General features: G+C 69.0%; 17 protein-coding genes. 11 read left to right on the top strand and 6 right to left on the bottom strand.

Annotated elements, in window-relative coordinates; translation table 11 throughout:
- The first annotated feature begins 1 nt into the window (after window position 1).
- From murG to lpxC, 9 genes are all read left to right on the top strand, one after another.
- Window positions 2–1,141, top strand: coding sequence for an undecaprenyldiphospho-muramoylpentapeptide beta-N-acetylglucosaminyltransferase (gene murG / locus Sp245p_RS04880; protein WP_109138391.1), 1,140 nt, complete (start codon window positions 2–4; stop codon window positions 1,139–1,141).
- On the top strand, window positions 1,138–1,404 hold the full coding sequence (locus Sp245p_RS04875; RefSeq protein ID WP_014241222.1) for a hypothetical protein: 267 nt from the start codon (window positions 1,138–1,140) through the stop codon (window positions 1,402–1,404). The genes murG and Sp245p_RS04875 overlap by 4 nt, the downstream gene beginning before the upstream one ends.
- A 7-nt stretch (window positions 1,405–1,411) precedes the next feature.
- Complete coding sequence (gene murC / locus Sp245p_RS04870) at window positions 1,412–2,827, top strand: UDP-N-acetylmuramate--L-alanine ligase (RefSeq protein ID WP_014241223.1); 1,416 nt, start codon at window positions 1,412–1,414, stop codon at window positions 2,825–2,827.
- 11 nt (window positions 2,828–2,838) lie between these two features.
- Window positions 2,839–3,765 carry a UDP-N-acetylmuramate dehydrogenase gene (murB, locus tag Sp245p_RS04865; RefSeq protein WP_014241224.1) on the top strand — a complete coding sequence of 309 codons (927 nt, stop codon included), beginning with the start codon at window positions 2,839–2,841 and terminating at the stop codon, window positions 3,763–3,765.
- Window positions 3,762–4,712, top strand: a complete 951-nt coding sequence (locus Sp245p_RS04860; RefSeq protein ID WP_014241225.1) for a D-alanine--D-alanine ligase — start codon at window positions 3,762–3,764, stop codon at window positions 4,710–4,712. The genes murB and Sp245p_RS04860 overlap by 4 nt, the downstream gene beginning before the upstream one ends.
- Window positions 4,697–5,659, top strand: a complete 963-nt coding sequence (locus Sp245p_RS04855; protein ID WP_014241226.1) for a cell division protein FtsQ/DivIB — start codon at window positions 4,697–4,699, stop codon at window positions 5,657–5,659. The genes Sp245p_RS04860 and Sp245p_RS04855 overlap by 16 nt, the downstream gene beginning before the upstream one ends.
- 82 nt (window positions 5,660–5,741) lie before the next feature.
- Window positions 5,742–7,004 (top strand): cell division protein FtsA, encoded by a 1,263-nt coding sequence (gene ftsA, locus Sp245p_RS04850; RefSeq protein WP_041811946.1) that lies wholly within the window; start codon window positions 5,742–5,744, stop codon window positions 7,002–7,004.
- A 126-nt stretch (window positions 7,005–7,130) separates the two neighbouring features.
- A complete protein-coding gene (gene ftsZ / locus Sp245p_RS04845) occupies window positions 7,131–8,915 on the top strand; it encodes a cell division protein FtsZ (protein WP_014241228.1) in 1,785 nt (594 codons plus the stop codon).
- A 389-nt stretch (window positions 8,916–9,304) separates the two neighbouring features.
- Window positions 9,305–10,219, top strand: a complete 915-nt coding sequence (gene lpxC / locus Sp245p_RS04840) for a UDP-3-O-acyl-N-acetylglucosamine deacetylase (protein ID WP_244439317.1) — start codon at window positions 9,305–9,307, stop codon at window positions 10,217–10,219.
- Between the two features lie 380 nt (window positions 10,220–10,599).
- Here the strand turns inward: lpxC and Sp245p_RS04835 are convergent, their stop codons facing one another.
- On the bottom strand, window positions 10,600–10,998 hold the full coding sequence (locus tag Sp245p_RS04835) for a bacteriohemerythrin (RefSeq protein WP_109138390.1): 399 nt from the start codon (window positions 10,996–10,998) through the stop codon (window positions 10,600–10,602).
- Window positions 10,999–11,121: 123 nt separating this feature from the next.
- Window positions 11,122–13,509 carry an NAD-dependent DNA ligase LigA gene (gene ligA / locus Sp245p_RS04830; RefSeq protein WP_014241232.1) on the bottom strand — a complete coding sequence of 796 codons (2,388 nt, stop codon included), beginning with the start codon at window positions 13,507–13,509 and terminating at the stop codon, window positions 11,122–11,124.
- 231 nt (window positions 13,510–13,740) lie between these two features.
- Between ligA and Sp245p_RS04825 the strand changes: the two genes are divergently transcribed.
- Both Sp245p_RS04825 and Sp245p_RS04820 read left to right on the top strand, forming a co-directional pair.
- A complete protein-coding gene (locus tag Sp245p_RS04825; RefSeq protein ID WP_109138389.1) occupies window positions 13,741–14,268 on the top strand; it encodes a hypothetical protein in 528 nt (175 codons plus the stop codon).
- A 379-nt stretch (window positions 14,269–14,647) separates the two neighbouring features.
- On the top strand, window positions 14,648–16,006 hold the full coding sequence (locus tag Sp245p_RS04820; protein ID WP_014241234.1) for a globin-coupled sensor protein: 1,359 nt from the start codon (window positions 14,648–14,650) through the stop codon (window positions 16,004–16,006).
- Window positions 16,007–16,062: 56 nt separating this feature from the next.
- On the opposite strand, the gene Sp245p_RS35625 is transcribed toward Sp245p_RS04820, so the two are convergent.
- The 4 genes from Sp245p_RS35625 to Sp245p_RS04800 all read right to left on the bottom strand — a co-directional run bounded on the left by Sp245p_RS35625 (window position 16,063) and on the right by Sp245p_RS04800 (window position 21,545).
- Entirely contained in the window at window positions 16,063–17,889 is a 1,827-nt protein-coding gene (locus tag Sp245p_RS35625) for a carbohydrate-binding domain-containing protein (RefSeq protein ID WP_014241235.1), read from the bottom strand.
- A 279-nt stretch (window positions 17,890–18,168) separates the two neighbouring features.
- Entirely contained in the window at window positions 18,169–19,839 is a 1,671-nt protein-coding gene (recN, locus tag Sp245p_RS04810; RefSeq protein ID WP_014241236.1) for a DNA repair protein RecN, read from the bottom strand.
- 8 nt (window positions 19,840–19,847) lie between these two features.
- Entirely contained in the window at window positions 19,848–20,666 is an 819-nt protein-coding gene (locus Sp245p_RS04805; RefSeq protein WP_014241237.1) for an outer membrane protein assembly factor BamD, read from the bottom strand.
- Between the two features lie 141 nt (window positions 20,667–20,807).
- Window positions 20,808–21,545 (bottom strand): protein phosphatase CheZ, encoded by a 738-nt coding sequence (locus Sp245p_RS04800; RefSeq protein WP_014241238.1) that lies wholly within the window; start codon window positions 21,543–21,545, stop codon window positions 20,808–20,810.
- Between the last annotated feature and the right edge of the window lie 167 nt (window positions 21,546–21,712).

Raw genomic sequence — 21,712 nt, 5'->3', positions numbered from 1 at the left:
GATGGCCGACACCACGCAACGCCCCATCATCCTCGCCGCCGGCGGCACCGGTGGGCACTTCTTCCCGGCGGAGGCGCTGGCGCGCGAGCTGCTGGCCCGCGGCGAGGCGGTGGCGCTGGTCACCGACAAGCGCGGCCAGGCCTTCGGCGACAGCCTGCCGGAGGTGACGGTCCACCGCATCCGCTCCGCCGCCCCCGGCGGCAACCTGCTGGCCAAGATGAACGCGGCGTGGCAGATGGGCCTCGGCCTGCTCGGTGCCAACGCGCTGATGCGCCACCTGAAGCCGGCGGCCGTCGTCGGCTTCGGCGGGTACCCCTCCGTCCCCACGGTCTACGCCGCCGCGCAGGGCCGCGTGCCGGTGATGCTGCACGAGCAGAACGCCGTGCTGGGCCGCGCCAACCGGATGCTCGCCGCCGCGGCGCGCCGCATCGCCGTCGCTTTCCCCGAGGTCGCCTCGGTGAAGGCGGAGCACCGTCCGCGCCTCGTCCGCACCGGCAACCCGGTCCGCCCCGCCGTCGCCGCCCAGCGCGACGCCGCCTACGCTGTTCCCGGCGTCGGCGGCCCCGTCCGCATCCTGGTGATGGGCGGCAGCCAGGGCGCGCGCGTCTTCTCAGAGGTCATCCCCGAGGCGCTGGGCCGCCTGCCCACCGAACTGCGCGCCCGCATCCATCTGGCGCAGCAGTGCCGGCCCGAGGACCTGGAGGCCGCCCGCGCCGCTTACGCCGGCATGGGCCTCGGCGGGCTGGAGCTGGAGAGCTTCTTCCGCGACGTGCCGGACCGGCTGGCCGCCTGCCATCTCGCCATCACGCGGGCCGGCGCCTCGACCATCGCCGAACTGACCTGCATCGGGCGCCCGGCCATTCTTGTGCCATATCCCCATGCCATGGACGACCACCAGACGGCCAACGCGCGGCAGCTCGCCGCCGCCGGGGCCGCCTGGGTGATGCCGCAGCCGGACTTCACCGCCGACGCGCTCGCCGCCCGCCTGACGGCGCTGCTGGAGTCGCCCGACGCGCTGACCGCAGCGGCGCAGGCCGCCCACGGCTGGGGCATGGCCGACGCCGCGCGACGGCTGGCCGACGCCGTGCTCGACATGATCGCCAACCCGAACCACGCCCGAACCAAGGAAGCCGCGGAATGAACAAGGCAACGCGCAGCACCATCGCACGCCCCCGCTCGTCCCGGCCCCCCTTGTCCCGGCCCCTGGGCGATTGGCCGGCGGCCATGACGCGGACCGAAGGCGCCTGGGGCAATCGGCCCGACTGCCCGCTGCTGCCGCGCGCCGGCGCCGGCTTCCTGCGCGACCGGCTGCACGTCACGATCGGTTCCCAGCCCCTTCCCTACGGCCTGTCCGACATGGCCGTGGACGCCACCCTCAGCCTGATGCTCCGCCGCGGAAAGTAATCCAGACATGCGCGCCCTCCCCCTCTCGATCGGCACCATCCATTTCGTCGGCATCGGCGGCATCGGCATGAGCGGCATCGCCGAAGTGCTGCGCAACCTCGGCTACACCGTCCAGGGCTCCGACCTGGCGGAGAGCGCCAACGTCAAGCGCCTGCGCGGGCTGGGCATCCAGATCAGCATCGGCCACCGCGCGGAGAACATCGCCGGGGCCGCGGTCGTCGTCGTCTCCTCCGCCGTCAAGCGCGACAACCCGGAGGTCGTCGCCGCCCGCGCCGCCCTGGTCCCGGTCGTCCGCCGCGCCGAGATGCTGGGCGAGCTGATGCGCCTGAAATGGGCCATCGCCATCGGCGGCACCCACGGCAAGACCACGACGACCTCGATGGTCGGCAACATGCTGGAGCACGCCAACCTCGACCCCACGGTGATCAACGGCGGCATCATCAACGCCTACGGCACCAACACGCGGCTCGGCTCCGGCGACTGGATGGTCGTCGAGGCGGACGAGAGCGACGGCACCTTCATCAAGCTGCCGGCCTGCATCGCTGTGGTCACCAACATGGACCCGGAGCATCTCGACTATTACGGCACCTTCGACAACATGCGGGCCGCCTTCGACAGCTTCGTCCAGAACATCCCCTTCTACGGCTTCGCCGCGCTGTGCATCGACCATCCCGAGGTGCAAGCGATGATCCCGCGCGTGTCGGACCGCCGCATCATCACCTACGGCTTCAGCCCGCAGGCCGACGTGCGCGCCGTGAACATGCGGCTGGGCACCGAGGGCGCCGAGTACGACGTGGTGATCGACGACCGCCACACCGGGGAGAGCCGGACCATCATCGGCGTGCGCCTGCCGATGTACGGGCCGCACAACGTCCAGAACTCGCTGGCCTGCTTCGCCGTGGGCAACGAGATGGGCCTGCCCGACGTGGTGATGCGCGACAGCATGGCGAAGTTCCAGGGCGTCAAGCGCCGCTTCACCAAGACCGGCGAGTCGAACGGCATCACCGTCATCGACGATTACGGCCACCACCCGGTGGAGATCGCCGCCGTGCTGAAGGCCGCGCGCACGGCCGGCACCGGCCGCACCATCGCCGTGGTCCAGCCGCACCGCTATTCGCGCCTCGCCAACCTGTTCGAGGAATTCTGCACCTGCTTCAACGACGCCGACGCGGTGATCGTGGCCGACGTCTACGCCGCCGGGGAGCAGCCGATCGAGAACGTCAACCGCGACAGCCTCGTCGAGGGCCTGCGCATGCACGGCCACCGTCAGGTGCTCGCCCTGCACGGCCCGGACGAGCTGCCGCAGCTGGTCCGCGAGATCGCGCGGTCCGGCGACCTCGTGGTCTGCCTGGGCGCCGGCAACATCACCCAGTGGGCCAACGCCCTGCCGGGCGAGCTGGACAAGCTGTCGGGCAAGGCGTGACGGATCGTCCGATGACAGCCACCACCGCCTCCCTCATCGATCGGATGCCCGCCTGCCGCGGACGGCTGACCGCCGCGGCGCCGCTGGCCAACGTGACGTGGTTCCGCGTCGGCGGTCCGGCGGAGGTCATGTTCCGGCCGGAGGACGCCGACGATCTGGCCGGCTTCCTGGCCGGACTGCCGGACGACGTGCCGGTGACGGTGCTGGGCGTCGCCTCCAACCTGCTGATCCGCGACGGCGGCATTCCCGGCGTGGTCATCCGTCTGGGCCGCGGCTTCGCCGGCATCGCGGCGGACGGGCTGACGCTGGAGGCCGGCGCCGCGGCGCTCGACCTGAACGTTGCCGCCGTGGCGCGCGACGCCGGCGTCGCCGGGCTGGAGTTCCTGTCGGGCATCCCCGGCACCATCGGCGGCGCGCTGCGCATGAACGGCGGCGCCTACGGCCACGAGATCAAGGACGTGCTGGTGTCCGCCCAGGGCGTGACCCGCCGCGGCGAACGGGTGTCCTACGACAACCCCGGCATGGGTTTCACCTACCGCCACGCCGGGGTGCCGGAGGACGTCATCTTCACCGGCGCCACCCTGCGCGGCGCAGCCGGCGACCCGGCGGAGATCGCCCAACGCATGGCGGAGATTTCCGGCAAGCGCGCCGACACCCAGCCGATCCGCTCGCGCACCGGCGGCTCGACCTTCAAGAACCCGCCCGGCCACAAGGCGTGGGAGCTGATCGACCGGGCCGGCTGCCGCGGGCTGACCATCGGCGGCGCGCAGGTGTCGGAGAAGCACTGCAACTTCCTCATCAACCAGGGCACCGCCACCGCGGCGGAGCTGGAGGCGCTGGGCGAAGAGGTCCGGCGCCGGGTGTTCGAGACCTCCGGCGTCACGCTGGAGTGGGAAATCAAGCGGGTCGGCGTGGCCCGCGAAGGAGCGTCCGCATGACCACCCCCCACAAGAAGCATGTCGCCGTCCTGATGGGCGGCTGGTCGGCGGAGCGCGAGGTATCGCTGGTCAGCGGCGCCGGCGTCGCCAAGGCGCTGGAGGAGGAAGGCTACCGCGTCACCGCGGTGGACGTGCAGCGCGACCTGGAGGGGTTGCTGCGCGCGCTGACCGACCCGCGCCCCGACGCGGTGTTCAACGCCCTGCACGGGCGCGGCGGCGAGGACGGGACCATCCAGGGCGTGCTGGAATTCCTCGGCATCCCCTACACCCATTCCGGCGTGCGCGCCGCCGCGGTCGCCATGGACAAGGCGATGACCAAGGCGCTGCTCGCCCCGGTCGGCGTGCGCTCGCCCAAGGGCCTCGTCCTGACCAAGGGCGAGCTGACCGGCGGCGCCCACCCGATGCCCGCCCCCTACATCGTCAAGCCGGTGGACGAGGGTTCGACGGTCGGGGTCACGCTGGTGCGCGAGGGGCAGAACAGCCCGGTCGGCGATGCCTGGACCTTCGGCGAGCGCGCCCTGGTCGAGGAGTTCATCCCGGGCCGCGAGTTGACCGTGGGCGTCATGGGCGGGCTGGACGGCGAGTGCCGCCCCCTGACCGTGACGGAGATCCACTTCGAAGCACAGGTGTATGACTACACGGCTAAATACAGCGCGGGCCATGCCGTTCATACTGTGCCCGCGCAGATTCCCGAGCAAGTCGCGGAAGAAGCCAAGAGGTTGGCGGTCCTGGCCCACCGGACCCTCGGATGCCGCGGCGTTTCGCGCAGCGACTTCCGCTGGGATGATCGTAAAAGTGGGACCGACGGACTCTTTTTCCTGGAAATCAACAACCAGCCGGGCATGACGCCGCTGTCGCTGGTTCCCGAACAGGCCGCTGCCGTGGGGCTCTCCTACGGGGCTCTCGTTGCTTGGATGGTGGAGAACGCCGCATGTCAACTCGACTGAGCATCGATCCGCAGTTCCGCGCCGGCTTCGGGGGCTCTGCGAACCGGGGCCGCGACGACATGCCGGTGCCGCCGCGCGCCATGGCGAAGTCGGCCCAGAAAGGCAACCGCCGCCGCGCCTGGCCGCGCTGGACCCGTCCCGCGGTCAAGGCGGCCATCCTGCTGACACCCGTCCTGGTCGTCGCCGGCATGGCTGTGTCGGCGTGGCAGCGCGGCACCTTCGCCGAGACCACGGCGGCGCTTCAGGAAAGCCTGATCCAGACCAGCGCGTCCGCCGGCTTCGCCATCGCCGACGTGCTGGTCGAGGGCCGGACCGAGACCGACCCGGCCTCCATCCTGCGCGTGCTCGGCGTGCAGCGCGGCGACCCGATTCTCGCCGTCACGCTGTCCGACGCCAAGGAGAAGCTGGAAAGCCTGCCCTGGGTGGCCTCGGCCTCCATCGAGCGCCACCTGCCCGGCATCCTGTTCGTCCGCCTGACCGAACGGCAGCCGATGGCGATCTGGCAGCACGACCGCAAGTTCACCGTCATCGACCGCGAGGGCCGCCCGCTGGCCGACGCGACCGAGCTGGCGCGGCGCGGCAACCGGCGGATCGAGACGCTGCCGCAGGTCGTCGGCGCCAACGCGCCGATGCAGGTGCCGAAGCTGCTCGCGGCCCTCGACAACGTGCCGGCTCTGCGCGAAAAGGTGAGCGCCGCCTCCTGGGTCGGCGACCGCCGCTGGGACCTCAAGCTGAAGAACGGTGTCGTGGTGAAACTGCCGGAAGCCCGCATGCCGTCCGCGCTGCGCCAGTTGGCGGAGATGGACGCGACGGGTCAGGTCCTGGACCGCGACATCGTGGCCATCGACCTGCGCCAGAACGACCGCGCCGTGCTGCAGACCTCCGCCACCGCCGTCCTGCCCTGGACGGAGGAGGAGAACAAGAAGAAGCCCGGCAAGAAGACGTGATCCTCCGCCATTCCTCTTTCTGAACCCCTCTTTCTGAAACGCGAACGACCGGACGCATCGAGGCCATAGGGTTGTGCTGAACATGGGCTTCAACGGGGCGAAAAAGCCAAAACGAGCCACCCGCGGCGGGATCATCGCCGCGCTGGACGTCGGCTCGACCAAGGTGTGCTGCCTCATCGCCCGCGTCGAGGATGCGGGGGCCGTGCGCATCGTGGGAATCGGCCACCAGATCGCCACGGGCGTGCGCGCCGGCGCCATCATCGACATGGAAGCGGCGGAGACCTCCATCGGCGCCGCCGTCCACGCGGCCGAGCAGATGGCCAACGAGACGATCCGCGACGTGATCGTCAACGTGTCCTCCCCGATCTCCCATGGCTTCAACGCCGAGGTCCCCGTCTCCGGCCAGGAGGTGACGGAGAGCGACGTCCGCCGCGCGCTGGCCCACGCCCGCAGCCTGCAGGTCGGCCCGGACCAAGCGCTGGTCCACGCGATCCCCGTCGGCTTCGCGCTCGACGGCAGCCGCGGCATCCGCGACCCCAAGGGGATGTACGGCGAGCGGCTGGGCGTCCAGGCCCACGTCATCACCTCGCCCGCCGGGGCGGTGCGCAACCTGCAGACCTGCGTGGCCCGCTGCCACCTCGACATCGAGGGTCTGGTCGCCAGCCCCTACGCGTCCGGCCTCGCCTGTCTGGTCGACGACGAGATGGAGATGGGCTCGGCCTGCATCGACATGGGCGGCGGCACCACGACGATCTCGGTCTTCTCCGAAGGCACTCTGGTCTGGTCGGACTGCATCCGGCTGGGCGGCAACCACGTCACCAACGACATCGCGCGCGGGCTGACCACGCCGGTCGTCCATGCGGAGCGCATGAAGACGCTGCACGGCAGCGCCATCACCAGCCCCGCCGACGAGCGCGAGATGATCGACGTCCCCCAGGTCGGCGAGGAGGAGCGCCTCGGCGCCAACAACCTGCCGAAATCCTATCTGGTGCGCATCATCCAGCCGCGGCTGGAGGAGATCTTCGAGCATGTCCGCTCGCGGCTGGAGCATTCCGGCTACGCGAAGCTGGTCGGCCGGCGCGTCGTCCTGACGGGCGGCGCCAGCCAGTTGCCGGGCATGCGCGAGCTGGCGCAGCTGATCCTGGACAAACAGGTCCGCATCGGGCGACCGACGCGGATCACCGGTCTGAACGAGGCGCAAGGCGGTCCGTCCTACGCGACCGCCGCGGGCCTTCTTCTCCACGCCGTGCGCAATCCGGCGGAACTTCCCGTGGCGGGCCATGAGGCTGGCGCCGGCACGGGGTTCTTCGGGCGTGTCGGCCTGTGGCTGCGGGAGAACCTTTGAACTGAACCCAAAAAGGCTCCCGGCACGCCCTGTCATTCCTGCCTAAAAACATCACCCGGACCCAACCGGGCAAAGAACCCGCGACGCAAAGCATCGAACCAATCAAAAGGTTGTGGAGGCCATAACATGATCAACGTGACCATCCCCAGCATCGAACCCGAGCTGAAGCCCCGCATCACCGTCTTCGGTGTCGGCGGCGCCGGCGGCAACGCCGTGAACAACATGATCAAGTCCAACCTGGAAGGCGTGGACTTCGTCGTGGGCAACACCGACGCGCAGGCCCTGAAGGGCTCGCTCTGCGAGAAGCGCGTCCAGCTCGGCACCACCATGACCCGCGGCCTGGGCGCGGGCTCCAAGCCGGACGTCGGCCGCGCTTCCGCCGAGGAGCAGCTCGAGGAGATCATCGGTCACCTCGAAGGCGCCAACATGGTGTTCATCACCGCCGGCATGGGCGGCGGCACCGGCACGGGCGCTGCCCCGGTCATCGCCCGCGCGGCCCGCGAGCGCGGCCTGCTGACCGTCGGCGTGGTGACCAAGCCCTTCCATTTCGAGGGCGCGCACCGCATGCGGCTGGCCGAATCGGGCATCGCCGAGCTGCAGCAGTATGTCGACACGCTGATCATCATCCCGAACCAGAATCTGTTCCGCATCGCCAACGAGAAGACGACCTTCGCGGACGCCTTCAAGATGGCCGACGACGTTCTGCATTCCGGCGTGCGCGGCGTGACCGACCTGATGGTGATGCCCGGCCTCATCAACTTGGACTTCGCCGACATCCGCTCGGTGATGACCGAGATGGGCAAGGCGATGATGGGCACCGGCGAGGCCGGCGGCGAGCGCCGCGCCATCGAGGCCGCCGAGGCCGCCATCTCCAACCCGCTGCTCGACGACGTGTCGATGAAGGGTGCCCGCGGCGTCCTCATCAACATCACCGGCGGCTACGACATGACCCTGTTCGAGGTCGACGAGGCGGCGAACCGCGTCCGCGACGAGGTCGATCCGGACGCCAACATCATCTTCGGCTCGACCTTCGACAGCTCGCTGGACGGCGTGATGCGCGTGTCGGTGGTCGCCACCGGCATCGACGCCGCGGCCATGTCCAACCCGCGCACCCTGCATCCGGTCAACCTGTCGCTGGTTTCCGACCGCAACGGCGGCAACGGCGGCGCCAAGAAGCCCGCCGGCGCGACCGGCCTGACCCAGGCCGCCCCGGCGCCGCTCGCCGCCCCCGGTCAGGTCGCCCCGGCGATTCCCGGCGCCGGTCTGGCCCCGCGCCCGATGGGCGGAGTCGCGCAGCCCCAGGTTCAGCCGCCGCACCCGTCGGAGTTCCAGCAGCACGTTCCGCAGCAGCCGGCGCCTCAGCCGGTCCAGCAGCCCATGGATCCGATGGTCCAGCACGCTCCGCAGCATGCGCCCCACCCGCACATGCCGATGGGCCACGACGCCATGCAGCCGGTCGAATCCGCCCCCACCCGCAACGTCGCCACCGGCCCGCTGCACAGCGAGCGCCGCGACGGCCACTTCATCGCCCCGAAGGCCGCCGATCCCGGCCCGCGCCAGCCGATGAATGCCCCGCCGATGTCGAGCCAGCTCGCCGCCGCAGCCCAGGCGGAGCCGCCGGCCCGCAAGCCGAACTTCCTGTTCGGTCTGGTCACCGGCTTGGCCGGCCGCAAGGCCGAACCGGCACCCCAGCCGGCCCCGCAGCCGCAGCACCAGCCGCAGCATCACCATCAGCCCCAGCATCACCAGCCGCAACACCAGCAGCCGATGATGCCGCAGCCGCCGATGGCCGCCCCGCAGCAGCCGATGGCCCAGGCCCCGCGCCCGCAGGCGATGGGCGACGGCACCACCCAGAAGATCGACGAGGAAGCGCTGGACATCCCCGCCTTCCTGCGCCGTCAGGCCAACTGACGCGTCACAGAGGCTGGCCCAATTGATCTGAGGGCAACAGCAACCCGCCGGTCGCCGCCGCCTCTTTCGAAGCGGCATCGGCGGGCATCCACAACCTGTTAGACTTCAGCCGCCTCCAGAGCTTCGCAAGAACGCTCCGGGGGCGGTCTTTTCGTGTCTGGGGGACGCCCGTTTCGCGTCCGGCGACGGTGCTCTACCGCCCTGCAACAAACGGTAACAAAGAGTGATTTGTCCTCCATAGGGGCCAATGATACCTAGCATATGCGGTCATAAGCGCTGACCCGCCCCGCCCTCGGCGGAGACCGGCGGCAAATCGCGGACCGACCGCACAAGACCAAGATTGAAACGGGACAGACACCGTGGCTCAAAATCGCATCAAGACCGAAGGCATGCTGCAGCGTACCCTGGCGAAGCCGGTGCGTTGCTCGGGCGTCGGGCTGCATACGGGCGCGACGGTCACCCTGACGATTTCCCCGGCCGAGCCGAACAGCGGCATCGTCTTCCGGCGCACCGATCTCAGCGGCCCCGCCGCGGTGATCCCGGCACGCTGGGACCATGTGGTCGACACCAAGCTGTGCACGGTCATCGGCAACGCCCACGGCACCACCATCGGCACCATCGAGCATCTGATGTCGGCGCTGGCCGGCTGCGGCGTGGACAACGCCGTGGTCGCGCTGGACAACATTGAGGTGCCGATCATGGACGGCAGCGCCGCCCCCTTCGTGGAGGCCATCGAGCGCGTCGGCACCGTGTCGCAGAACGCGCCGCGCCGCGCCATCCGCATCCTGAAGCCGGTCACCGTGACCGAGGGCAACAAGAGCGCCACCTTCACGCCGGACCACACGACGGGCTTCAGCTTCGAAATCGACTTCGCCAGCAAGGCCATCGCCCAGCAGAGCCACGAGATGGAGCTGGACGCCGAGACCTTCCGCGACGAGATCAGCGCCGCCCGCACCTTCGGCTTCCTGCACGAGGTCGAGGGCCTGCGCAAGATGGGCCTCGCCCGCGGCGGCTCGCTGGACAACGCGGTGGTCATCTCCGGCGACGAGGTGATGAACGAAGGCGGCCTGCGCTTCGACGACGAGTTCGTGCGCCACAAGATCCTGGACGCGGTGGGCGACCTCTATCTCGCCGGCGCAATGTTCGTCGGTCACTTCCACGGCGTCCGGTCCGGCCACGCCCTGAACAACCAGCTCCTGCGCGCTCTGTTCGCCGACGCCAACGCCTGGTGCTACGAGACCCCGCCGAGCACGGCGCTGCCGGGCGCCGTCTGGCACGCGACCGAGCGGCTGGCCGTCGCCTGATACGCGCCTCACAGCGCCGCGTTGCCCCTGCCCTCCCCTTCCGGGGAGGGCATTTTCGTTTCGCGCACCCCCCTCCCCTCTCGGATTCGCGCAAGGCGAGTCGCACGCGCACTCCCCTCCCCTTCCGGGGGAGTGAGGGACAGGATTTTTGCGCGCCGCATTCAGAGTCAATAGAATATTGAATTATATCAATATTTTGTGTGGTGTTTTTGAGATGTCGCCGGAGGCGACGCCATCAAATCCCTCTCCCCTCTGGGGAGAGGGTCGGGGTGAGGGGGGTGTGCTTTTGCCGAACACACCACCAGGCGTAACCCCCTCACCCTTCCCACGCCTACGGCGTGGGTCCCTTCCCTCTCCCCAGAGGGGAGAGGGCCACTCACTCACTGCTCCGCGGCGTAGGCGCCGAAGCGGGTGTCTTCCTTCAGGATGTGCTTGCCCAGCCAGTCGGCGCAGAACTCGAACACCGCGTCGCCCGTGATGGTGTCGCGCTGGGCGTGGAAGCGCTCGCGGTAGGATTCCACGTTGCGCGTCAGGGTGTCGTGCAGGGCCTTGTGCGCGGCGAAGGTCGGGTAATTGGCCTGCGCCATGTGCGCTTCTTCGCGTGCGAAATGATCCTTGGTGTAGTGGATCAATTCGTCGAGGATCGCTTCGACGACGTCAGGAGAGGCGCGGTTTTCGTCCGCGCCCAGCTTGTTGACGATGTCCACGAGAACACGATGATCCTCATCGAGTTCTTCGATGCCGACGCTCATCCAGCGCGACCATTGAATGGAGTCCATAGCGATCCCCCGTCTCGTTTTTCTTATGGTGCTTCGTCCCTTTATGGAACCGGCGGCGAGGGGCGTCAACGCGGCACTCAGCCGCGCCGCCCCTCCCCTTCCACCCCCAGGGCCGGCCGGCGATCAGCCGGCGATCAGCTCGGCCCACTCCTGCTCGCTGAGGATGGTCACGCCCAGGTCGCGCGCCTTGGCGGCCTTGCTCCCCGCGTCCGCCCCGCAGATGACGTAATCGGTCTTGGCCGAGACCGAGCCGGCGACCTTGGCCCCCAGCGACTCCGCGCGGGTCTTCGCCTCGGTGCGGGTCATGGTTTCCAGCGTGCCGGTGAAGACCACCGTCTTGCCGGCGACGGGGGAACCGCTGGCCGCCTTCGGGCGCTCGGCGTCGGCCACCCGCACGCCCGCGGCGCGCAGGTCGTCGATGATGGCGCGGTTGCGCTCCTCCTGGAAGAAGCCGGCCAGCTCCTCGGCAGCGACCTCGCCCACGTCGGGGATGGCGACCAGCTCGCCCCAGCCGGGGCCGGGCTGCGCACCAACGGCGGCCAGCATCGCCGCCTTCCACTCCGCCAGCGTGCCGTAGCGTTCGGCCAGCGCTTGGGCGGCGCGGCTGTCCACCTTCTTGATGCCGAGCAGCTTGATGACGCTGTCCAGCCGCAGCGCCTCCGGACCGGCGTAGAAGTCCAGCTTCGGCAGATTCTCCGGGTCGGCGAACCAGGCGAGCAGAGCGTCGGCCTTCACCGGGCCGAGCCCGCTCAGCGCGTGCAGGTCGCGCCACGCCTCCCCCGGCATGTTGGCGACGGCACGCTCCATCCCCTCCAGCCAGCCGTCGATCGAGCCGTAATGGCGGGCCAGGGACTTTGCGGTCACCTCGCCGATGTGGCGGATGCCCAGCGCGAAGATGAAGCGGTGCAGGTCGATGCGCTCACGCCGCTGGTTGATCGCGGCGAACAGGTTCTCGACCGACTTCTCCTTCCAGCCCGGACGGCCGAGGATGGCGATCTCCCCCGCTTCCACCCGGCGCTCCAGCGTGAAGATGTCCACGGGGGAACGGATCAGCCCGTCCTCCCAGAACTCCTCGATGGTCTTCTCGCCCAGCCCTTCGATGTCGAAGGCGTTGCGCGACACGAAATGGCGCAGCCGCTCCTTGGCCTGGGCGGCGCAGATCAGGCCGCCGGTGCAGCGGCGCACCGCCTCGTCCGGCTCGCGCACGGCGAGGCTGCCGCAGACCGGGCAATGGTCGGGGAAGACGTAGGGCACGGCGTCGTCGGGGCGCTGCCCCTCCACCACCCCGACGATCTGCGGGATCACGTCGCCGGCCCGCTGGACGGTCACCAGATCGCCGATGCGGACGTCCTTGCGGACGATCTCGTCCTCGTTGTGCAGGGTGGCGCGGCTGACCACCACGCCGCCGACGGTGATGTCCTCCAACTCCGCCACCGGGGTCAGGGCGCCGGTGCGGCCGACCTGGATGGTGATGCCCTTCAGCCGGGTCTGCGCCTGCTCGGCCGGGAATTTGTGGGCGATGGCCCAGCGCGGCGCCCGGCTGACGAAGCCCAGCCGCTGCTGAAGCTCCAGGCTGTTGACCTTGTAGACCACCCCGTCGATGTCGAAGGGCAGCGCCGAGCGCTCCTCACCGATCTTGCGGTAATGGGTCAGCAGCGCCTCGGCACCGTCGCACAGGTTGGCCGGGCGGTTCAGCGAGAAGCCCCAGCCGCGCAACCGCTCGCGGATGCCCCATTGGGTGTCGGCGATCGGCTCCGACAGCTCGCCCAGCGCGTAGCCGAAGAAGCAGAGCGGGCGCGACGCGGTGATCTTCGAGTCCTTCTGGCGCAGCGACCCGGCGGCGGCGTTGCGCGGGTTGGCGAACAGATCCTCGCCCCTCTCCGCATAGGCGCGGTTCATCGCCAGGAAGTCGTCGCGGTTCATGTAGACCTCGCCGCGCACCTCCAGCACCGCGGGGAACGGCGCCTCCAGGGCCTGCGGCACGTCCTTGATGGTGCGGACGTTGGCGGTCACGTCCTCGCCCTCCGTCCCGTCGCCGCGGGTGGCGGCCAGGACCAGCCGGCCGTTTTCGTAGCGCAGCGAGCAGGACAGCCCGTCGATCTTCGGCTCGGCCACGAACTCCAGCGGGGCGTCGTCGGACAAGCCGAGGAAGCGGCGGACGCGGGCGACGAACTCGTGCGCCTCCTCCGGCTCGAAGGCGTTGCCGAGCGACAGCATGGGCAGCGCGTGCCGCACCTTGCGGAAAGCCGCCGCCGGGGCGGCGCCGACGCGCAGCGACGGCGAATCGGCCCGGCGCAGCTCCGGATAGCGCGCCTCGATCCCGTTGTTGCGGCGGACCAGCGCATCGTAGGCGGCGTCGGAAATCTCCGGCTTGTCCTGCTGGTGGTAGAGCCGGTCATGGTGGGCGATCTCCTGGGCCAGCGCGGCCAGTTCCGCCTGCGCCTGCTCCACCGTCAGCTCCTCCACGGGGATGCTGCGGAGCGCGGCGGGGGTGTCGAACAGGTCGTTCATGGCGGGTCTCTTCGGTGCCTTCTCATGAGGACGGCGCTGGATCGGCGGGCGCCGCCGGGCGCGCAGCATAGCGCCGCGGGGGCGTGGCGTGGAGTCCGGCCTTGAGCCGGTCTGGCATTCGACCCCGTGCGCACCAACCTTGAAACCGCCGAGATTGAGCAGACCTAGAAAGCTGCGGGGGCGCGAGGGTTGTGTGTATGATGAGCCGGCGCCCGTGAACGGATGTGCTGTATGACCGAGCCGACCAGCCGTGCGACCGCCGGCAGCCTGACCATCGACGATCGATTCGTCATCGCCGCGGCGCTTGACCGCATCCTGTACGACGATCCCGACCATTTCGCGACGGAGGACGCGCGCCTGTTGCGCCGCATGATCCCGCGCACCCGATCCCCCTGGCTGCGTCTGGGATTTCGGGCGGAAAGCCAGGGGCCGTCCATGTCGGGCCGGGCCGCCGGCGTGGGCGACGTGAAGATGGACGGCGACAAGAAGGTGGTCGAGGGCGGCGTGGGCGAGGCCCCGGTCTGGCGCTGCGGCCAGTACAAGATCTCCAACCACGGCGACGACCTGGAGATCTGGCAGGTGATGAGCGACGAGTTCGCCGAGGAGCCGAAGGGCGCCCGCCTGGAATACGGAGCCACCGGCACGCCGGAACGCTTGACCTTCTTTCAGCCCCGCGACCTGGAGTTGCGCATCCCTTTCACCGGCATCGCGGTCGGACTTCGTCTGGGCGGCTGGCAACCTTGGAAGAGCGCCGCATGAGACCGGCATAGACCTGCGCCCGGTTGTCGCATACCACAGTATTAAAACGTTCCGGCAGTGAACCGCCAGACAGCGGTCAAAGTTGCCTCGCAGCATCTTTGCGAAGATTTCCAGCAACTTGATAAGCTGCCTTATCTCCTATGACCCAGGCAAAAGACGGGCATGGGAAATTATGCAATTCCCCTGGTTTTCTCTTTTTATCTCCGGAAATTCGATAAATTTAATATTTTACAGAGCTGCAATAGATCATGAAACCAATCGTTAAAATTGTCATGTCCATGATGCCCGCATGGTGATAGCCGAGCGGTGATCAGCCGGGAGGAGCCCCGGTCCAGCCGCAGCTCAACGCTTGCCAACCAAGAACAAAGAGACGAACACCATGGACAGTGGCATTCAAGGCGGCACTCAAGGCGGCATTCAGGAACGCCTTTCCTTTCTGCGGATTGGTGGTGAGACGGCCACGCTTCTGAAGGAAGCCTGGAGCATCGCCGAGCCGCACCTGCCCGTCATTCTCAAAGACTTCTACGACCACCTTCTCGCCATACCCGAACTCCGGAAGATCCTGGACGGAAAATCCGTCGAGCGATTGAAGGATGCCCAGGTCAACCACTGGCGATACCTGTTTTCCGGGAGCTTCGACGACGTCTACCTGACGCGCGTGAAGGCGGTGGGCCAGGCGCATTACCGCATCGGCCTGCACCCGCGCTGGTATTTCGGAGCCTACCGGCTGGTCATGGGACGGCTGGGCGGGCTGATCGGCGAGCGGCACCGCCGCGACGCGCCGCGCGCCATGAAGATCATGGGAGCGGTGGAAACCGCGATCTTCCTCGACCTCGACCTGTCCTTCGACGCCTACAGCACCGCCGTGATGACCATGACCAACCGGATGCTGGTCGAATTGGCGGAGAATTTCCGGGACACGGTGCAGGGTGCCATCGATACCGTCGGCCATTCGGCGGCGGCGGTCAACGCGGCGACCGGCGCTGTGCGCGGCATCGCCCAGGACACCGGCGTGCGCACGGAGCATCTGACCGGCGCGGTTTCCGGAACCGCCAGCAACGCCCGCGCCATCGCCGCCGCCGCCGAGGAGCTGACCGCCACCAACCACAGCGTGGTATCGCGCATGGAGAGCGCCTTCTCCATCGTCAACCAGGCGCAGGCCGCCACCCAGCGCTCCACCGAGGCGGTCACCGCGCTGGCCGGGATCGCCGGACGGATCGGCGGGACGCTGAAGCTCATCAACGCCATCGCCAACCAGACCAACCTGCTGGCGCTGAACGCCACCATCGAGGCGGCCCGCGCCGGCGAGGCCGGGCGCGGTTTCTCCGTGGTGGCGGCGGAGGTCAAGGTGCTCGCCAAGCAGACCGCCGGAGCCACGGAGGACATCACCCGCCTGCTTCAGGAGATCGACGGCGCGACGGGCCGGACCCGCGACGAGATCGCCGGAATTGGCTCAGTGGTTGGAGCGTTGCGCGCCCATTCGCAGGACGTGCTGTCCATCATGGGCCAGCAGAACGAAGCGACACGGGAAATCGCCCAGAACATCCACGAGGCCAGCCAGTCCGCCGAACGCATGTCCGACGAGGCCGGGCACCTCGCCGACGGCGCACGGTCGGTCATGGCGTCGGTCGAGGACGCCTTCCACACCACCGCCCGATTGAGCGGGACGGCGGAGGAGCTGCGCGCCGCGCTGGACAAGTTCCTGTCGCACATGATGTCCCTGCGCGTGGCGGCGTGACCGGACGGGGGCGTTCCCACCCCTCGTCCTGATGGTACGGCTCAGGGCGCCGTCGCTCAGGCCACGTCGAACGGGTGCAGCGGGTCGGGGTGATGGTCCGTCAGCGCGGCGTGGGCGTGGACATCCCCCGACAGGCCGAGATCCGCCATGGACAGCGCCGCGTCCGCATGGACCGGCGCCGCGGCCTCCAACCCCTGGGCAACGAGGTGCTGCCACACCGTGTCCTGTCCGTCCGCCGACAGGGCGGAAGCCATGGCGCCACTTCCCGAGGCGGTTCCGGAAGACGGGAACCAGGACTTGTCGGCGTCGACGACCAGCGTGCCGTTCCACCACAGGCCGGCCTGCCCCTTGACCACGTCCTTGCCGTCGAGAGCGCCCTTGTCGTAGGTGACGTTCGACGCCGTGGGGGCGACGGCGTGGCCGTTGATGGTGACCTTGTTGACGAACAGCGAGCGGTCCTGCCCGTTCACCACGGCGTCGTTGTCGTACTGCACCTGGACCTTGTGCGCCTGATCGGCGGTCAGGTTGGTGGCGAAGGCGAAGTCCTTGGCCGCCGTGCCGGCCACGCCCTCGCCGACCTTCTGGCCGTCGACCAACAGGTTGAAGTGGGCGTTCACCCCGCCGGCCGCAGCGCCGGAGGCGTTGACCGTGATGGTCGTGTTGGCGGGCGCCGTCTGGGCCGGGAAATCCTTGGCCGGGGCATCGACCACCAGCGTGCCGCCCCACCACATGGACGACTGGCCCTTCACCACGTCCTTGCCGTCGAGAGCGCCCTTGTCATAGGTGACGTTGGCGGCGGTCGGGCTGTGGGCGGTGCCGTTGATGGTGACCTTGTTGACGAACAGGTTGCGGTCCTGGCCGTTCACGAAGCCGTCGTTGTCGTACTGGACCTGCACCTTGTGGGCTTGGTCGGCGGTCAGGTTCGTGGTGAAGCTGTAGTCCTTCGCCGCCGAATCCACCGTGGCCTGCCCCACCGTCTTGCCGTCCACCAGCAGCTTGAAATGGGCGTTCACCCCGCCGGCCGGCGCGCCGGAGGCGTTGACGGTGATCGTCGTGGCGCTCTGCGCCGTGGAGACCGGAGCGGATTGGGCGATCTTGGCGAGCAGGGCATCGGTGTCCAGCTCGAAGTAGCCGGCGGTGCCCATGGCCTTGCCGGTGCTGCGGGCGAGATCGAGGAATTCCGACTGGGTCAGCCGGGTGCCGGTTTGCTCCACCCAGGCCTGCTGCGCCTTCGCCACCGCCGCGGTGACCGCCGGAGCGGCGAAGGAGGAGCCGTTGGCCGTGTAGGTGACCCCCGAGAGGTTCGTGATCCGCACGTCGGTGCCATCGGCGCAGACGTCGGTCAGGGTCGGGCTGCGCTGCGCCCAGGACGGGAAGGCGCCGTCGCCGGTCGAGGCCGAGACGCAGATCTGGTTCACGTCGGCCGAGTAGCTGGAGACGCTCTGCGACACCCCGCCGTCGCCGCTGTTGCCGGCGGCGGCCACGGTCAGCACGCGCTTGGCGGCCAGAGCGGCCAGCTCGTCGGAGATCGAGGTGGTGGCCGCGGTCGTCTGCGCGCCGCCGCCCAGCGACAGGTTCACCGCCGTGATGTTGTAGGCGTCGGCGTTGGCGACGACCCACTGCAGGGCCTTCTCGATGTTGGCCTCGCTGGCGCCGCTGCCGTCGTCGGGCATGACCTTCAGCGCGATGATGCCGACGTCGGGCGCGTTCTCCAGGATTTCCGCGGTGACCAGGGCGCCGTGCGTGTTCGCGTTGGCGACCATGACGTCGTTGTCGTTTCCGTAGAAGTCATGCTGATAGACCAGCCGGCCCGTGTTCCAGGCGGAGGACAGGCCGCTGTCGATCACAACGACGTTGCCGGCGGAAGCGGAGCTGTTCGACATCTTGCCAACCTTGTTCGTTCTTGGGCGAACGGCGCCCGGTTACCGGACGCGCAGGGCTGGACTATGCGTGTTTTGCTGTGGCCGCCGTATGACCGCTGCGGGCGATTGCTGTGACCTGATACCGTCAAGCCAAAGACTTGGCTTGACGTATTGCGTTCAAACGCCACGCAGGCTTTTCGCGCCAAGCCAAATTCCATCTTGGGCGCGGCGCCCAGTCGGGCGCTCCGGCGAGCGAATGAAGGGAGAAGGTCCGTTCATTCGCTCGCCGCTATATGGATGCTACCCCCGCCCGGCGATCAAGCTGTCGGCGGCGGCGCGGGCCTCGGCTGTGACGGTGGCGCCGGACAGCATGCGGGCGATCTCCTCGCGGCGGTCGTCGCCGTCCAGCTCGACCACACCGGTCGTCACCTGCTCGCCCTTCACCGACTTCTGCACCTTGAGGTGGATGGAGCCGCGGGCGGCGACCTGCGGGCTGTGGGTGACCACCAGGACCTGGAGCCCCTGCCCGAGCGTCTTCAGCCGCTCGCCCACCGCGGCGGCGACGGCGCCGCCGATGCCGGTATCCACCTCGTCGAACACCAGCGTGCCGACGGTCGAGGTCTGGGCCAGCACCACCTTCAGCGCCAGCATGAAGCGCGCCAGCTCACCGCCGGAGGCGATCTTGTTCAGCGCGCCGGGGGGCGAGCCGGGGTTGGTGGCGACCTGGAAGGCCACGCGGTCCATGCCCGACGCCGTCCAGTCCGACTCGTCGGCCAGCGGCTCGACCAGCGTGCGGAACTTCGCCTTTTCCAGCTTCAGCGGAGCGAGTTCCGTGGCAACGGCGGCATCCAGGCGGCCGGCGGCCTGCTGACGCTCCCGGCTCAGCGACTCGGCGGCCTTGCGGTAGGCGTCGCGGGCGACCTCGGCCTCGCGGGCGAGGCGGGCCAGCAGATCGCCCTGGTCCTCGATCAGCAGCAGCCGGTCGGCCATGTCCTTGCGCAGGGGGGCCAGCGCGTCCACGTCCACCCCGTGCTTGCGGGCGGCGGCGCGCAGGGCGAACAGCCGCTCCTCCAGCTTCTCCAGGGCCTGCGGGTCCATGTCCACGTCGGAGGAGACGGCCTGGAGACCGGCGATGGCCTCCCCCGCCTCGGTCGCGGCGCGGTCCAGGGCGGCGATGACCGGGTCGAGCTTGCCGGCGGCCTTGTCGGCGATGCGGCTCAGCGTGCGGATGGCCGAGGACAGGGCGCGCTCCACCCCGCGGTCGCCCGACAGCTCCCCATAGGCGGCGTTCAGGGCGTCGACCAGCTTTTCCCGGTGCATCAGCACGGCGCGGGTCTCGGCCAACTCCTCCTCCTCGCCAGCCTTGGGGGCGAGGGCATCCAACTCGGCCACGGCGTGGCGGAGATACTCCTCCTCCGAGCGGGCGCGGGCGATCTCGGCGGCGGCGTTGGCGCGCGCGTCCTCGACCTGCCTCCACGCCCGGTGGGCGGCGGCGACCTGGGCGGCGTGGCCGGACAGCCCGGCGTAGGCGTCCAGCACGCCGCGGTGGGTTTGCGGGTTCAGCAGGCCGTGGGTGTCGAACTGGCCATGGACCTCGACCAGCTCCTCGCCCAGCCGCTTCAGCAGGCCGACGCCGACCGCCTGGTCGTTGACCCAGGCTCGACTGCGCCCGTCGGCGCTGACGGTGCGGCGGACGACCAGCCGCTCCTCGGGGTCGAGGCCCTGCTCCCTGAGGATGGCGAGCGCCGGGTGGTCGCCGGACAGGTCGAACTCCGCCGTCACCGACGCCTGATCGGCGCCGTGGCGGACGAGGCCCGAATCGGCCCGCGCACCGAGCGCCAATCCCAGCGCGTCGAGCAGGATCGACTTGCCCGCACCGGTCTCGCCGGTGAGGACGCACAGACCCTTGCGGAAGCCCAGCCCCAGCCGTTCGATCAGGACGACGTCCCGGATCGTCAGCGACGCCAGCATGGATCGTCCTAGAACAGGGAGCTCCAGGCTCTGCTGATCCAGGACTTCTCGTTTCGCTCCGGACGCACGTTGGCGTCCACCAGCAGTGCGTAGCTGTCCGTGTACCATTCGCTGCCGGGGAAGTTGTGGCCGAGCACGGCGGCGGCGGTCTTCGCCTCGTCCGTGATTCCCAGCGCCAGATAGCACTCCACCAACCGGTGCAGCGCCTCAGGGACGTGGGAGGTGGTCTGGTAGTTTTCAATCACCGTGCGGAACCGACCGATGGCGGCGGTGTACTGACCCTGCTTCAGATAGAAGCGCCCGACCTCCATCTCCTTGCCGGCGAGATGGTCGTTGGTCAGGTCGATCTTGATCTTGGCGTCGCGGGCGTACTGGCTGTCCGGGAAGCGGCGCACGACCTCCGACAGCGCATCGAGCGCCAGACGGGTCATGCGCTGGTCGCGGCGGACGTCGGTGATCTGCTCGTAATAGGACAGCGCCCGCATGTAGTAGGCGTAGGAGACGTCGGGGCTGCCCGGATGAAGCTGGATGTAGCGGTCGAGCGCCAGGATCGCGTCGTCGTACTTCAGATCCTGGTAATGGGCGTAGGCCGCCATGATCTGCGCCTTGCCCGCCCATTCGGAATAGGGGTGCTGGCGCTCCACCTCGTCATAGAGCTTGGCGGCCACCTTGAACCGCTCTTCCCGCATGGCGGCGTCGGCCTCTTGGTAGATCTGCTCGGCCGGACGCTCGACATACTGGTCCTCGGGTTTGGTCGAGGAGCAGGCGGTCAGGGCGGAAGCCAGGAGGAGGGCCGCAAGCGGCAGACGGGAAAAACGGCAGGGCATGGTCGTCGCGATGCTTTCGAAGTTGGCCCTATATAGCACGCCGGGGCGCGGGGGCGGCAAGCCGCTTCGGCGAACAAATTTCGAACCTCGCCGCCATGACGCGGACGGACGCCCGGAATGGACGGCGGTCAGCCGAACTGATCAGCCAAAGAGGGCGTCGATGTCGGCCTGGCTGATGTTGCCCATCTCCTGATGGTCGGCCGGGCCGTGCAGTTCCAGCGTCTCGTCCATCTTGGTGACGGTGGGCGGCAGCGGCATCGCCTCGAACTCGCGCTTGTTCCAGTGGCTCATCATGGCGTCGACGCGCTCTTCGATGAAGGACAGGGCGCGGACGACCTTGGTGATGCGCTGGCCGGTCAGGTCCTGGAAGTTGCAGGCCTCGTAGATGCGGACGATCACGTCGTTCATGTCGTTGACGCGGTCGGCGTGGTAGCCCTCCGGCAGCGACGACTTCAGCTCGTGAACGACCTCCTCCAGCTCCTCGGCGCAGGCCATGATGGTGTTGGTCGCGGCCTCCGTCGCCGAGACGACGGCGTTCAGTTCCTGCGACGCCTGCACGAACTTGTCGTCGCCGGCCAGCGGGTGGCGGATCGCCGCCATCTCCACCTTGGTGGCCTTGATGCGGCCCGAGATGTCGGCGATCTCGACCTGGATCTGGTCGATCTGCTGGGCGTCCATGGTCAGGAAGCGGTCGAGCTTCGCGCCGAGGTCGCTGATGGCGCGGATGACGTCGCTGTTGTCCACGGTGACCGGGCCGGACGGCAGCGACGCCAGCGCCGGCGCCAGGGCGGAGGCGTCATCCACCACCGCCTGATAAGGATTGCCGGTCCGGCGGGCCTTTTGAAGCTCCGCCATGAAGGGTTTCGAGAGATTCCTCATGCGGGCTGCGCCTCTTTCCGAAGGGACGTCCGGGGCATCCGCGCACGCCGGCCCGTCTGGTCAGGACTGCCCGCCAGGGCCAGCATCGGCCCGGCGGGCGACGATCGTCATAGCAAACTTCATGTCCCAATTCGCCCGCCGATTGGAGCGGCGGCAACTCTTCACAA

Source organism: Azospirillum baldaniorum, from assembly GCF_003119195.2.
Classification (GTDB): domain Bacteria; phylum Pseudomonadota; class Alphaproteobacteria; order Azospirillales; family Azospirillaceae; genus Azospirillum; species Azospirillum baldaniorum.
The sequence above is the reverse complement of the archived record's forward strand: the minus strand, read 5'-3'. Positions and strand labels throughout refer to the sequence as shown.